We start from the raw sequence: 14,052 nt of genomic DNA on the forward strand, positions 1-14,052 counted from the left end.
TATGTTTCTAAACTTTAGAAGTCAAAGACTTGATAAATACATAACCAAAACCTAAAAACAACATAAGGTGAAAAGGGAAAAGTCCGAAATCGCCACCCTGATCCCCTACAACAAAGGCGCTGTACATTCCAAAACCGAAGTAGGCCATAAGCAAGCCTTCAAAAATAACATGTACCGATACTGTTTTTTTAATGTATTTGTTGTTTTTCCAACTGTCTTTTAATGTGTTAATATTAAATTTTGGGGTACGTATAAATTCACTCTTTTTGCCTAAATGACCTTCTAGAACAGCTATAGAATTGTGTAAAGAAAAGCCCATGGCTATTGAGAAAAATACAAAAAACATACCTATGTATCGTATAAAGTTTTTAATGCCACTACCATAAATTCTTTTGTACATGATCCAGTAGCAAACAAAAAAGATAACTGTACTCATTACAAAGAAACTCATTACATAGAAGTAAGGTTTTAGGTGAGCGTATTCGTTCTTTATATATAACATAGGAATACTAAGTACTGCTACTATTAAGATGTTTAAAAACATGGTGCTGTTAAGCAAATGCAAGAGACCATGCACTTTAGTTTTAGCAGATATTTTTTCGTTCTTTAAAACTTTCCACATCATTTTTCTAAAGTTTTCAGCACCACCTTTGTTCCATCTAAATTGTTGTGAACGCGCAGCGCTTATAACAACAGGAAGCTCGGCAGGTGTTTCAACATTCTCAAGGTATTTAAATTTCCAGTTTTTTAATTGGGCACGGTAGCTTAAATCGAGGTCTTCGGTTAGTGTATCGCCTTCCCAATTACCAGCATCTATAATGCACTCTTTGCGCCATACACCAGCAGTACCATTAAAATTAATAAAATGCCCTTTACTGTTTCTTCCAACCTGCTCCAGTGTAAAATGTGCATCTAAAGCAAAGGCCTGAATTCTTGTAAGGATGGAATAGTTACGGTTAATATGCCCCCAACGAGTTTGCACAACGCCTATGTTATCATCTTTAAAATATGGCACAGTACGTTTTAACCAATCTTTTTTAGGCAGGAAATCGGAATCGAAAATAGCTATAAATTCACCTTTTGCAACTTCCAACCCTTCTTTAAGGGCTCCTGCTTTAAAACCACTACGATCGGTTCTAGTAATTTGTTTAATATCTAATCCAGCCGCTTTTAAACCTTCTATTTGTTTATGGGTGGTTTCAACAGTTTCATCGGTAGAATCATCTAAAACCTGTATCTCTAATTTGTCTTTAGGATAGTCAATTTCTGCAATATTATTCAGTAACCGCTCCATAACATACATCTCATTATAAACAGGTAGTTGTATCGTTACATATGGAATTTCATCTGGATTGGTAAGATCGAATTTGGAGCAATCATCACACTTTTTTTGAGCACTTATATAATTAAAAAGTAGGTTTAATTGTGCCAGTGCATATAAAAATATAAGCAAAAGTGCTATGGTGTATATTACTATAATAATGGTTTGAGGAATCATTTTTTAATACTGTATTTAAAAATCCAACCTAAAATTTTTATGCCTGCAAATATAGCACCTTTTACCGTACCTGAAACTTTTGATACACCTATTCTGTTTCTGTAATTAACTGGTATTTCGGTGTATGAAAATTTTTGCTTCAATGCCTTTAATTGCATTTCTACGGTCCATCCATAGGTTTTATCTTCCATGTTAAGTGCTAATAACTTCTCATATTTAATGGCTCTAAACGGTCCTAAATCTGTAAACTTTGCACGAAAAAACAATGTCATTAATGTAGTTGCCAGCCAATTGCCAAAAACTTGAGGAACCGTCATAGAACCCTTTTCTCTAAGTCGTTTAACACGAGCACCTATTACAAAATCGATACTGTCATTTACAATAGGAGCAACAATTTTGGTTAACTCTTCTGGGTAATCGCTATAATCACCATCTAAAAAAACAATAATATCTGGTTTGTTATCTTGATTTGCAATATAATCCATTCCCTTTAAACAAGCATAACCATACCCTTTATTGGTTTCTGTTAAAACAGTTGCACCTGCCTTTTTAGCGTTAACTTCGGTGTTATCTGTAGAATTGTTACTTACAACTATAACCTCGTTAACAGTGGTTGGAATATCGTTAATAACATTAGCGATTGAATCTGCTTCGTTGTAAGCAGGAATAATAACTTTTATATGAGTCATTGAAGGTCAGATAGTTTGTTTTCTTTTCTAAAGGACTTAAAATCTGTCCACTCCTTAATTTTTTTACCGTCTTTATATTTTCTTGCAGAAACCAATTTCTCGTTTTTGTACATCAAACAATACCCGTTTTTTTGATTGTTTTTTAATTGGCATTTATGGTTGATTTTTTCCATATCGTCATAAAACAACCACCAATTATTCTTTTTGCCATTAACAAAATGACCTTCAGACTTTTTATTACCATTAACGGCATAAAAGTACCAATATTTTATAGGTTTGTCTTGATGAAAGTGACCTTCTTTTTTAACAATGCCATTTGGGTAATAAAAAGTCCAATACTTTACTTTCTGGTTATTGCTTATCCAGCCTTCCGATATCAAGTTTCCACCATCATCGTAATTTTTTTTGTAGACATCTTGAGCTGAAGCTTGTAATATGAAAAAGAAGATCACATACAAACTAAAATAAAACCTTCCTTTTAAAAAATTATTTGGAAAAGATGCTTCGACAAGCCCAGCATGACAGGTTGAATTTAATTTGTCTTTATAATTTAATATCAAATTGTTCATTTTTAGGTATTAATTTCAAAAAGTAAAAACAGAACCGAACTGAGCACTGCAAACTATTTATTATTCACCAAATCCATTAAATCAACATCATTCCCAAGTAATATCTCAGTTGGGTTGATACGTCCTTTCATAGTATCGTTTTCTAATTTTAATACGCCCCTTGGACATACGGCACTACAAATACCACAACCAACACAACTAGACCGTACTATATTTTCACCTTTTTGAGCATAAGCACGAACATCGATTCCCATTTCGCAACTGTTGGAACAGTTACCGCACGAGATACATTGTCCGCCATTGGTTGTAATTCTAAACTTAGAGAATAATCGCTGTTGGAACCCTAGAATAGAAGCCATAGGACAACCAAAACGGCACCAAGCTCTGCTTCCTAAAATGGGATAGAATCCAGTACCAATAACTCCAGAGAAAATAGAACCGATATAAATACCGTAAGCAGAACGCAGGTCACTACCCTGTATAAAAAACACATGGTCTGTTGTACCCGTAAAGTGCATAATTACTAGTAAAGCAATAACCGCAAAATAACCTATAGCACCATATCTAGCATCTTTACCAAGCTCGTTACGTTTAAAGTACATAACAGCGGCAAAAACTAAAGTTAGAAATCCTATAACTAAACTAATAAAGAGTCCTTTAGTTAGCCAAAAGTTATTATGATCGTAACCTAAATAGGTGTAAACCATGGCTACCGTCATCACTACAGAAAAAACAAGCACTGTATGGATTAACCAACGTTCTAATTTCCATGCAGACATTTTTTTAGAAGACAAATGTCTAAAAGGATCGCCAGCAGTTTCGGCTAAACCACCACAACCGCAAACCCAAGAACAATACCAACGTTTTCCGTATTTATAAGTTAATATAGGGGTGATTAAAAAAATAGAAATAATTCCAAATATTAAGAACCCTAAACCTATATTGCCGTTAGAAAGGAATGCTTTTACAGACCATTCGTCAAAAATATAATAATTAAGGGGCCATATGCTTTTTAGGTCGTAGTACGGTAAATCGGAATTTAAAACATACATAAATTCCGGAATTAAAAAGGCGAAGCCTAATTGGAAAAACATCACAGAACCTGTTCGTAACTGCTGATACCTGTTATGCCTGTATTTTAGCATGAACTTATAACCAAAAGCGAGAATAGCTACCGTGTACAATGTTCCGTAAACAAACCATTGACTGGCGTTTCTTCCACTTAATAAATTACTTAAAGGATCGAAAAGAGAAATTAGTCCAGTATTTGGTGCACCATCTTTACCTAATCCTAAATATTGCGGGTAAAAATATAATACGATGTAAAATGAAGTTAAAATAACTCCAAGAATCCACCCCCAAATACCGCGAGATGATATGGATTTAAACCAGGTGCCATCGTTTTTTATACCTTCTAATTTGGTTAAATATGCATCTCTTGAATATACTATTATGCCAACAGAAATTAAACCCAATGAAAGGGTTAAGAACAACGCCTTGTTAGGAAAATTAGTGTTAAGCAAGGCAAGTGCTAATATGAACAAACCTAGAACGCCAATAGCCAAAGCAACTTTTTGTTTGTTAGAAATGTCTACAGCATCTGGTTTTGCTAGCGACATACTATGATTTAATTTATTACTCATTTTATTTTTTTATACGATTTGTAATTCTTTTTTAAATGCAACGCTAATCTCAGATTCATAAGTCTTATAAAACTCAGGATCGAAATTGGCTTCAACTAAATGCTCCATGACATAATCAACACTGCGCTTTTCGGTCAGCCAACGATCAAAAACCTCATGTTTCATTCTAATTCCAAAAGTGTTTATGCCTAAAAATTCACGAGTATGTAGGTCGTAGCAAACGGTAACACATTTAGTATCGTCATTATGTATCCAATGAAAGTGGGATTCATTTTCTCTCGGGTTAGAAAACACCCACCCATAAGTTTGGTATTCAATATCTAAAAACTTAGCAGAGTTAAACCAATGTCCTGGTTTGTATTGAATACGGTTGCCACAAATGGTTTGTGCAACGGTTTCACCCATCATACGTCCAGTATACCATACAGCCTCGATGGGGCGGCGACCATTAATCCCTTCATGTTGTTCGGCACAATCGCCAATAGCATAAACATCGGGAATATTAGTTTCTAAAAATCGATTTACTTTAACACCGCGTCCGGTTTCGATATCAGAATCTTTTATAAAATCGATATTAGGAGAAACACCAGCCGTAAGTCCAACAACATCACAAGCAATTTCCTCGCCCGTTTCCTGAATAATTATAGATTTAACCTTGCCGTTTTCGTCAGATATAATCTCTTTTAAGTTATTGCCTAATCTTAAATCTATATGATGATTTTTAATATGTCGGTTAATCATAGCAGACTCACCTTCTGGTAGTACACCATTCCAAAAGCTACTTTCTCGAACTAAAAAAGTAACGGGGATATTACGGGAGTTTAACATTTCGGCTAATTCTATACCTATCAAACCACCACCTACAATAACAGCACGCTTACAGACCTTGTTATTAGGAGCATATTTTTCAAGATTTTCTAAATCTTGCTTATGGTACATGCCCATAACACCATTTAAATCTTGACCCGGCCATCCAAATTTGTTCGGTTTGCTACCTGTGGCAATAATAAGTTTATCGTATTGTAACGTATCACCTTCTGCAAAATGTAGTGTTTTGCTTTTAGTTTCAATATGTTTAACATAGCCTTTTTTAAGATTGATTCTATTCTTTTCCCAAAACCAATTTTCGTAAGGTTGGGTATGTTCAAACTTCATATGTCCCATGTACACATACATAAGGGCAGTACGCGAAAAGAAATAATCTGTTTCAGCAGATACAATGGTAATTTGTTTATCCGATAATTTACGAATGTGTCTGGCAGCTGTAACGCCTGAAACTCCGTTTCCTATAATAACTATGTGCTCCATGTGATAGTTGTTATTTTGTTTTATATTGTTAAATGTGATTTACTAGAACACAATTGATTATGTGTGTTATTTAGTGGGAATCACATTATAAATTCTAATAGTGTTGGGGATTATGTCGCAACTAAAGATAATAACTTAATATGAAGAAGTGTATTTAGAATAAGTATAAATTATTTTTTAACTGTAAGTTTTAAGGTTGTATTCAGACGTGAAAAATTTTACATTTTTTTGAAAGTTTGAGAAAATCATTCAGACTGATGCAGAGTTGAAAATCAATAAACACATAAAAATGAGAAATATAAATATTATAGTATTACTGTTTTTGGGAAGCTTATCTCTTTCGGCCCAAGATTTGAATACTTTTTTTGAAAAAGCAGATAGTTTTTTTAAAACTAACGTTGCAAATGGAAAAGTAGCGTATTCTAAAATTAACTCTAACAAAGCACCTCTTGATGAGGTTTTAAAACTGGCAGAAAGTGTATCGGTTTCAAAAAGCGATGCAAAAAACTATCAGGCATTTTGGATTAATGCTTATAACCTATCGGTAATAAAGGGCATTATAAATAATTATCCAACAAAATCTCCCTTAGACCACAAAGGTTTTTTTGATAAAACAACCTATAGCTTAGCTAGGAAGAAAATTACGCTAAACGATATTGAGCATAAACTTTTAAGAGCCCAATTTAACGATGCCCGTTTTCATTTTGTATTGGTTTGTGGCGCTTTAGGGTGTCCTCCTTTAATTAATAAAGCTTATTTACCAAGCACATTAAACGCCCAAATGGATGTGCAAACCAAAAAAGCATTAAATGGTAGCTTTTTAAAAGTGAATACCAAAAAGAAACGCGTACAAGCATCGCAAATCATGGAGTGGTATAAAGGGGATTTTACTATGAATGGTAAAACCGAAATAGACTTTATTAATACTTACAGAACAGAAAAAATACCCAATAATTTTAAACTAAGTTACTTTCCGTATAACTGGAATGTAAACAAACAATAAACTAAATAACAAATAAAAAAATAAAATAAAATGAAAAGAATAATAACGTTACTGGCAATTACAATTGTATCATTTTCCGGTTTTTCACAGGACGACGACGAACAAGTGAAAAGTAATATTCAAACCTATACCCCTTCAAAGTTATTAAAGAAAGGACAATGGGATATTAAATGGTTTAATAATTTATATACGCAAACTAAAGAAGCCAATAGTAGTGGCGATGTAGCTAAAAATCAAGATAGACAAACTTTCTTTACCTCTACTTTAGATGTTTTTACAGGTGTGTCTGAAAACAGTAAACTTAATGTTGGACTTATATTAGAATTTAGATCTAATGCCGTTGGAGGTAGAGATGCTTTAGATGTATTCTCTTTTGATGGCGAGCGAGGTACGGCACGTTCTGGATTAACGTCTATTGCACCGGCTATTAAATTTAATCCACTTAAAAATGTGTCTAATTTTACGATTCAAACAGCAATTCATATCCCTTTAGTTAATAATGAAACTGAAGACGGTGTGTTTTTTGACCAAAAAAGCTATATTTTTCAAAATCGTTTCTTCTATGATTACACGTTTCCAAGTGGAGATTGGCAAATTTTCTCTGAGTTAAATTCGGAATTTAGTTTTGGTAAAGAAGATAGTTATACCCCGGATTTTTCAACATCGCTAGAAGGAAGTTTTGCTAATAATAGCTTACGATTAACACCGGGTGTATTTTTAAGTTATTTTCCAAGCTCTAAGTTTACAGTTCTGGCGTTGGCTCAACACTCACAGTTAATAGATTTAGGAAACGATTTCTCTCAAGACTTTACAGCATTGGGAGGTGGTGCAAAATACCAATTAAGCGATGTATTAAATATTGAAGTTCTATACACCAATTTTGTTAGAGGAACCGATTCAGGTTTAGGACAAACATTTAACATTGGGCTAAGAGCATTGTTTTAACGATATTATGGTAAATTAGGAGTTTGAAAATAAAAATTTTATATGAAAAGGTTCAAACTCCTAATTGTTTTATGCTGTCTTTTTATTCAATCTTCATGTATCACCCAGGCTAAAAAAATTAACGGCGTTAGTTTTGTGGCATCCAGAGAGGCAATCGATGGTAAACATGTAACCCCTGTTGTTAATTTAAATGCCAATTATGCTGCAGTAATGCCGTTTGGGTTTATTAAGAATTTATCACATCCAGAGGTTGTGTACAATATAAAAGGACAATGGTATGGTGAAACTAACGAGGGTGTTAAACAGTATATACAAGAGCTTCGTAAAAAGAAGATTAAAATAATGCTGAAACCCCAAATTTGGGTCTGGCATGGTGAGTTTACCGGGTATATAGAAATGACTAATGAAGCAGATTGGAAGGTTTTGGAGGCGTCGTATTCAAAGTTTATTTTAGAATATGCAACTCTGGCCGAAGATGTAAATGCAGAGATTTTTTGTATTGGAACCGAGCTAGAAAAATTTATCGCAAACAGACCCGATTATTGGTTTAAGCTCATTAACGAGATAAAGCAGATTTATAAAGGTAAATTAACCTATGCTGCGAATTGGGATGAATTTAAAAGAACGCCTTTTTGGGAGCAGCTGGATTTTATAGGTGTTGATGCATATTTTCCAGTTAGTGAAACCAAAACACCAACCGTTGAAGCGTGTTTAACAGGTTGGAAAGAACATAAACAAGTAATTAGCACGATGTCTGAAAAACATAAGAAACAAGTGCTATTTACTGAATTTGGATATAGAAGTGTTGATTTTTCTGGGAAAGAACCCTGGAAGAGCGATACCAATATGATAGAGGTTAATATGGATGCGCAGACCAATACAACAAAGGCTTTGTTTGAAACTTTTTGGAAGGAAGATTGGTTTGCAGGTGGTTTTATATGGAAATGGTTTCATAACCATAGCAGATCAGGAGGTAAGAACGATTCGCAGTTTACACCTCAAAATAAACCTGTTGAGGCTTTAATAAGAAAACAGTATAGCCAAAATGAATAATATAAAATACATTGTTATATGTTTTTTAATAGTCGTGTCTTGTTCAGATGACGATGTTATAGATTCAACGTTATCTGCATATATTCAAGGAAGGACCATTGAAATGGGAGGGGTTATTGCATGTGCTGCTAGTGATGAAACCAATGGTGATGTTTTAACGTTTTATTATCCGGAAGCTGGAGCGAGTAACATAAGATTTTATCAAACCAATAATGTTAGTGTAGATAATAGTAACTTTTTAAACTATTCCAGAGTAGTATTAAATAACGCCCCTTTTTTTAATGGCTATTTAGGTAAGTTTACACAGTCTGCTTCGGTTGAAACGTGGAACATTGTTACGTTTGAATTAGATGGGGAAATTAAAATATCTAACCCTATTAGGACGAAGCAAATTTCGAAACCTACCCTTTGGAATGATGAAGTAGTTATTGACCAAGGCGAATCTGGAATGCCAAAGTTTATGTGGATTGATAATGCTGTTGACGATAATGCGATTTACTTTCAGGTAATTTCCGATGCGCAAAATAATCTGTTGTCTGGTACATATACTTACGAAAACAATTTTCAATATTACGAGACTAACAATGTTGTATTAAACATTACCACACAAACACCTGCCACTTTAACTTTAAATAATACTTATAATTTCACCTTAATGGATGTAAGCGAAGACAATTGGGTGAATTTAGTGATTAATAAAACGTTTATCGCACAGTGAAAAGAATTGTTGCCCCCTTAATCTTAATGTTCTTTTTTACGGTTTCCTACGGACAGGAGTACCGTGTTCATAAAATAGATATTGAAGGAAACAAAAGAACCAGAACCGCATTTTTAAAACGATTAGCTTTTGTTAAAGAAGGAACTGTTTTAGATTCTACTAAAATAGCATCAGATATAAGACGCTTAAAGTTATTGCCCTCGGTAGCTAATGCAACATATAAATTAGAGTCTATCGACGACGGAAAATACTATCTAACCTATATCATTGAGGAGAATTTCGCCATTATTCCCGGTTTAAACATTTTTACAGATAATAATGGGGAATTTGCTTATAGAATATCGGTGTTCGATTTTAATTTTTTAGGTAGAAATCAGATTATAGGCGGTTTTTACAGTAAGGATATATTCGATTCTTACGGCGCTTTTTGGGAAGCACCTAACCTATTTACACGTAAATTGGGAATAGGTGTTAATTACCAGAATTTAGTATCGCAAGAACCTGTTTTTTTTGATAACGATAGTGATGTGAATTATAAGTTTGATTACAGAGCGTTTGAAATTAAGCTTCAATATGAACCGAATTTTCATAATCGATTGGAACTGGGTTTAAATATTGACTCGGAATATTATGGTTTTTTAGAAGGGGATTTGCCTACGGGGATTCCTGAAAAACTGAGTGCTAATAAAGTGTCTGTTATTGGTGAATACGAATACAATAACATCGATATAGATTATCAATATCAAAAAGGTTTTAGGAGTATTCTAACGTATAGATTTGTTACGGGTAACAAAGGTGAAAATAATCTGTTAAGGAACTTCTTTATAGGTAGGAATGATTTTGAGTATTTTAAAAGAGTGGGTAGCAAAGGCAATTGGGCGAACAGATTGCGATTGGCTTATGCATCTAATGACGAAACACCTTTTGCGCCTTTTGCAGTCGATAATCAATTAAACATTAGAGGAGCAGGCAATACCATAGATAGAGGCACGGCAGCCATAGTTATTAATACAGAATACAGACATACGCTATATGAAAAAGGTTGGTTTGTATTACAGGGCAATGCCTTTGTTGATACGGGTTCTTGGAGAACTCCCGGAGGTGATTTAGGGGAGTTGTTTGATGGTAGTACAATTAAATTTCATCCCGGTTTAGGGATTAGGTTCATACATAAAAGAATTTTTAATGCTGTTTTTAGATTAGATTACGGTTATGGGCTAGGGAATGATGCTAGCAATGGAATTGTTTTTGGAATAGGACAATACTTTTAATTGAAAATAATGCTTTGAGGCTTTTTCATTAAGTTAAAGAAAATGTTAACTTGAGAGCGTAGCCGAAATAAAAGTAAGGATCTAAATAAAAGTTTTATTTTTGATATATGATTTTGCCCTTTAATATGTTTAGAAGAACAATTGTAGTTTTATTGCTTATTTTAGGTATGTCTTCCTACGGACAAGAAAGCATCGTTCATGATCTTAAAATTCAAGGGAATAAAAGACTAAAGTCTTCATTCATAAAAAAAATATCTACTATCAAATCTGGTAGTAAGTTGGATTCGTTAATTATAGAGCAAGATATTTTACGTTTAAAACGATTGCCATCGGTGTCTCACGCTTACTATCAAGTCTTTCTATCGGAAGGAAATCAATACAATGTGTTTTATAACATTGAAGAAAACTTTACGTTAATTCCATCCTTAAATGTTTACACTACAGACGATGATGAATTTGCATACAGGCTAGGACTTTATGAGTTTAACTTTTTGGGGAGAAATATTATTTTTGGAGGGTTTTATCAAAAAGATATTTTTAGCTCATACGCTATAAACTTTAGAGCACCTTATTTGTTTTCAAATAAGTTGGGAATAGCAGTGAACCATCAGGATTTAACAACACAAGAGCCTGTTTTTTTTGAAGGCGAGACCGCAAATTATAAGTATAGAAATAAGTCGTTTGAGGTTTTAGGTTTGTATGAATTTAATTTTAAAAACCGATTAGAATTAGGGGCAAATTACTTTGTGGAAGACTACAAATTTAGAGGAGAAAACGTTAATAATAGACCAGAATTAAATGTACATAAATGGTTGGTTAAGGGTATTTACGAGTATAATGATTTGGACTATTATTATCAATATGTTTCAGGATTTAGAAGTCAGTTTAACTTTCAGTATGTAACATCTACAGATGCCATGTTGCCAGATTTTTTTATCGGTTGGAACGATTTCTTTTATTTTAAACGGGTAGGGAAAAAAGGTAACTGGGCGTCCAGATTAAGGATGGGATTATCAACTAACGATGAAACACCTTTTGCGCCTTTTTCCGTAGACAACAATCTAAACGTAAGAGGCGTTGGTAATACTATAGATAGAGGTACAGGAGTTATTGTACTTAATACCGAGTACCGCCACACTCTGTACGAAAAGAAATGGTTTGCTTTACAAGGGAATGTTTTTGTAGATAGTGGTACATGGCGAAATCCGGGAGGTGATTTTGGTGATTTTAGCAAAGAGGATAACGTTAAGGTGTATCCAGGTTTAGGGCTCCGTTTTATCCATAAAAAAATATACAATGCCATTTTTAGAATCGATTATGGCTTTGGCGTTACCAAAAGAGCAACCAAAGGTCTGGTGTTTGGTATTGGACAGTACTTTTAACTGTTATCCCTACTTTTCGTTTTCTTCGCTCAAGATAAACTATAACAGGACCTTTTAAATTAAGGTGGGTTCGATTTAAAACAAGTATATTTTAACGATAAATCCACTAATAATGTTACTTGTCGCCTTGAGTACTTCGACAATGTTCAGTATGAACTAAAGTCTAAAGGTCATACCGATTACATTGGAAATAGGAGAGTTAATAAGTTAAAAATCAGGATGAACTACCATAATTTATAGAGTTTTTATAAAAAGAGCCGGGTATTTTAAAATCGTAATTTTTCGACGAGCCATTTACGTTCGGATGGGATAGTTTTGAGCTATTAATAACTTAAAACGATTATGTTATGATAAAAAAAATTACCATTTTGTTACTTGTATTAAGTAGCTACACGCCCTTATCTGCACAAAAAGCATTTATTACCACTTGGAAAACCACAATAGCCAATGAGTCTATAACCATTCCTACAGAGGGTAGCGGTTATAATTACACCGTAGATTGGGGAGACGGAACAACAGATACGAACCAAACAGGAGATGTAGTCCATAACTATACGCAGGCAGGTACGTATACCGTAAAAATTACTGGAGATTTCCCCAGGATTTATTTTTTAAAAAGTACTTTGGAAAATAAATCAAAGATACAAAGCATAGAGCAGTGGGGCGATGGGATATGGAGTGCAATGGCTTCTGCTTTTTCGGGATGTAAAAACTTACGGGGAAACGCAACAGATGTTCCAAACTTATCGAATGTAACCGATATGAGTCTTATGTTTCAAGGAGCCACAAGTTTTAATCAGGATATAGGTAGCTGGAATGTTTCCAATGTAACCGATATGAGCGCTATGTTTTATGATGCCGCTAGTTTTAATCAGGATATAAGCGGTTGGAGTGTTTCCAATGTAACCCTTATGAGTGGTATGTTTTTTGATGCCACCAGTTTTAATGAGGATCTAAGTGGTTGGGATGTTTCCAATGTAATCGATATGAGCTGGATGTTTAGAGAAGCCACCAGTTTTAATGAGGATCTAAGTGGTTGGGATGTTTCCAATGTAACCAGTATGACTAGTATGTTTAATGGAACCGCCAGTTTTAACGGGAATATAGGCAACTGGGATGTTTCCAATGTAACCAATATGAATAGTATGTTTAATGGAGCCACCAGTTTTAACGGGGATATAGGCAACTGGGATGTTTCCAATGTAATCGATATGAGCTTTATGTTTAGTGGAACCGCCAGTTTTAACGGGGATATAGGCAACTGGGATGTTTCCAATGTAATGAGTATGAGCTTTATGTTTAGTGGAGCCGCCAGTTTTAACAAGGATATAGGCAACTGGGATGTTTCCAATGTAATCAATATGACCAATATGTTTGAGAATACGGGACTCTACACAGAAAACTACGATGCTCTGTTAGCAGGCTGGAGCAAGCGATCATTGCAAAACGGGGTAAAGTTTGATGCGGGCAGCAGCAAGTATTGCCAGGGAGAACCTGCAAGACAAAAGCTTATAGACGATTTTGGCTGGAGCATAACCGATGGAGGAAAAGCTGCGGGATGTACACTAAGTACTTCAGGTATGGAAACAGAGGCGTTCAGGGTATGGCCAAACCCAACGACCCAGAACATCCAAATAGATTTTGACGGGGAGATAGAGCAACTAAGTATATACAACCTACAGGGAGCAGAGGTGCTCTCTCAAAAAGGAGGTTCCAACAAGTCGGTAGATGTATCTGTGTTGTCATCTGGTACTTATTTATTAAAAATACAAACCGGAGCAGGTTCCATGGTGCGCAGAATAGTTAAAAAGTAGTTGGTTGAGGAACTAACTAACGTGAGTTTTAAAACAAGTATATTTTAACGATAAATCCGCTAATAATGTTACTTGTAGCCATGAGTACTTCAACAATGTTCAGCATAAACTATAGTTGAAAGGTCATTAAAATCTACCAATAAAAAAGAAGATTTTTTC

General features: G+C 34.4%; 12 protein-coding genes. 7 read left to right on the forward strand and 5 right to left on the reverse strand.

From position 1 onward, the window contains the following. Positions 1-7: 7 nt before the first annotated feature. The 5 genes from C1H87_RS16480 to C1H87_RS16500 are packed head-to-tail and all read right to left on the reverse strand — an operon-like array spanning position 8 to position 5,707. Entirely contained in the window at positions 8-1,498 is a 1,491-nt protein-coding gene (locus C1H87_RS16480) for a cellulose synthase family protein (RefSeq protein ID WP_102756870.1), read from the reverse strand. After that, a complete protein-coding gene (locus C1H87_RS16485) occupies positions 1,495-2,187 on the reverse strand; it encodes a glycosyltransferase family 2 protein (RefSeq protein ID WP_102756871.1) in 693 nt (230 codons plus the stop codon). Before C1H87_RS16485 ends, C1H87_RS16480 begins: the two co-directional genes overlap by 4 nt. Next, a complete protein-coding gene (locus tag C1H87_RS16490; protein WP_233783183.1) occupies positions 2,184-2,756 on the reverse strand; it encodes a toxin-antitoxin system YwqK family antitoxin in 573 nt (190 codons plus the stop codon). The genes C1H87_RS16485 and C1H87_RS16490 overlap by 4 nt, the downstream gene beginning before the upstream one ends. A 53-nt stretch (positions 2,757-2,809) precedes the next feature. Continuing rightward, the gene (locus C1H87_RS16495; protein ID WP_102756872.1) at positions 2,810-4,399 is read right to left on the reverse strand and encodes a 4Fe-4S binding protein; all 1,590 of its coding nucleotides are present in this window, start codon (positions 4,397-4,399) and stop codon (positions 2,810-2,812) included. A gap of 9 nt (positions 4,400-4,408) precedes the next feature. Further along, complete coding sequence (locus tag C1H87_RS16500) at positions 4,409-5,707, reverse strand: NAD(P)/FAD-dependent oxidoreductase (protein WP_102756873.1); 1,299 nt, start codon at positions 5,705-5,707, stop codon at positions 4,409-4,411. Between the two features lie 289 nt (positions 5,708-5,996). Here C1H87_RS16500 and C1H87_RS16505 point away from each other — a divergent pair, with 289 nt between their 5' ends. The 7 genes from C1H87_RS16505 to C1H87_RS16535 all read left to right on the forward strand — a co-directional run bounded on the left by C1H87_RS16505 (position 5,997) and on the right by C1H87_RS16535 (position 13,893). After that, a complete protein-coding gene (locus tag C1H87_RS16505) occupies positions 5,997-6,710 on the forward strand; it encodes a DUF547 domain-containing protein (protein ID WP_102756874.1) in 714 nt (237 codons plus the stop codon). Positions 6,711-6,740: 30 nt separating this feature from the next. Beyond that, complete coding sequence (locus tag C1H87_RS16510) at positions 6,741-7,655, forward strand: hypothetical protein (RefSeq protein ID WP_102756875.1); 915 nt, start codon at positions 6,741-6,743, stop codon at positions 7,653-7,655. Between the two features lie 42 nt (positions 7,656-7,697). Continuing rightward, positions 7,698-8,708, forward strand: a complete 1,011-nt coding sequence (locus tag C1H87_RS16515) for a glycoside hydrolase family 113 (protein ID WP_102756876.1) — start codon at positions 7,698-7,700, stop codon at positions 8,706-8,708. Continuing rightward, positions 8,701-9,426, forward strand: a complete 726-nt coding sequence (locus tag C1H87_RS16520; RefSeq protein ID WP_102756877.1) for a hypothetical protein — start codon at positions 8,701-8,703, stop codon at positions 9,424-9,426. Before C1H87_RS16515 ends, C1H87_RS16520 begins: the two co-directional genes overlap by 8 nt. Further along, entirely contained in the window at positions 9,423-10,697 is a 1,275-nt protein-coding gene (locus tag C1H87_RS16525; protein WP_233783185.1) for a POTRA domain-containing protein, read from the forward strand. Before C1H87_RS16520 ends, C1H87_RS16525 begins: the two co-directional genes overlap by 4 nt. A gap of 125 nt (positions 10,698-10,822) precedes the next feature. Further along, entirely contained in the window at positions 10,823-12,079 is a 1,257-nt protein-coding gene (locus tag C1H87_RS16530) for a BamA/TamA family outer membrane protein (RefSeq protein ID WP_102758303.1), read from the forward strand. 347 nt (positions 12,080-12,426) lie between these two features. Beyond that, positions 12,427-13,893, forward strand: coding sequence for a BspA family leucine-rich repeat surface protein (locus C1H87_RS16535; protein ID WP_158655258.1), 1,467 nt, complete (start codon positions 12,427-12,429; stop codon positions 13,891-13,893). Positions 13,894-14,052: the final 159 nt, after the last annotated feature.

The sequence above is a fragment of the Flavivirga eckloniae genome (assembly GCF_002886045.1).
GTDB classification, from domain to species: domain Bacteria; phylum Bacteroidota; class Bacteroidia; order Flavobacteriales; family Flavobacteriaceae; genus Flavivirga; species Flavivirga eckloniae.

What these genes read in the sequence shown, in the direction of transcription:
- C1H87_RS16535 (WP_158655258.1), top strand. Translation starts at nt 12,427, where the DNA reads ATGATAAAAAAAATTACCATTTTGTTACTTGTATTAAGTAGCTACACG.
- C1H87_RS16500 (WP_102756873.1), bottom strand. Translation starts at nt 5,707, where the DNA reads ATGGAGCACATAGTTATTATAGGAAACGGAGTTTCAGGCGTTACAGCT.
- C1H87_RS16520 (WP_102756877.1), top strand. Translation starts at nt 8,701, where the DNA reads ATGAATAATATAAAATACATTGTTATATGTTTTTTAATAGTCGTGTCT.
- C1H87_RS16530 (WP_102758303.1), top strand. Translation starts at nt 10,823, where the DNA reads ATGTTTAGAAGAACAATTGTAGTTTTATTGCTTATTTTAGGTATGTCT.
- C1H87_RS16505 (WP_102756874.1), top strand. Translation starts at nt 5,997, where the DNA reads ATGAGAAATATAAATATTATAGTATTACTGTTTTTGGGAAGCTTATCT.
- C1H87_RS16515 (WP_102756876.1), top strand. Translation starts at nt 7,698, where the DNA reads ATGAAAAGGTTCAAACTCCTAATTGTTTTATGCTGTCTTTTTATTCAA.
- C1H87_RS16495 (WP_102756872.1), bottom strand. Translation starts at nt 4,399, where the DNA reads ATGAGTAATAAATTAAATCATAGTATGTCGCTAGCAAAACCAGATGCT.
- C1H87_RS16510 (WP_102756875.1), top strand. Translation starts at nt 6,741, where the DNA reads ATGAAAAGAATAATAACGTTACTGGCAATTACAATTGTATCATTTTCC.
- C1H87_RS16490 (WP_233783183.1), bottom strand. Translation starts at nt 2,756, where the DNA reads ATGAACAATTTGATATTAAATTATAAAGACAAATTAAATTCAACCTGT.
- C1H87_RS16485 (WP_102756871.1), bottom strand. Translation starts at nt 2,187, where the DNA reads ATGACTCATATAAAAGTTATTATTCCTGCTTACAACGAAGCAGATTCA.
- C1H87_RS16480 (WP_102756870.1), bottom strand. Translation starts at nt 1,498, where the DNA reads ATGATTCCTCAAACCATTATTATAGTAATATACACCATAGCACTTTTG.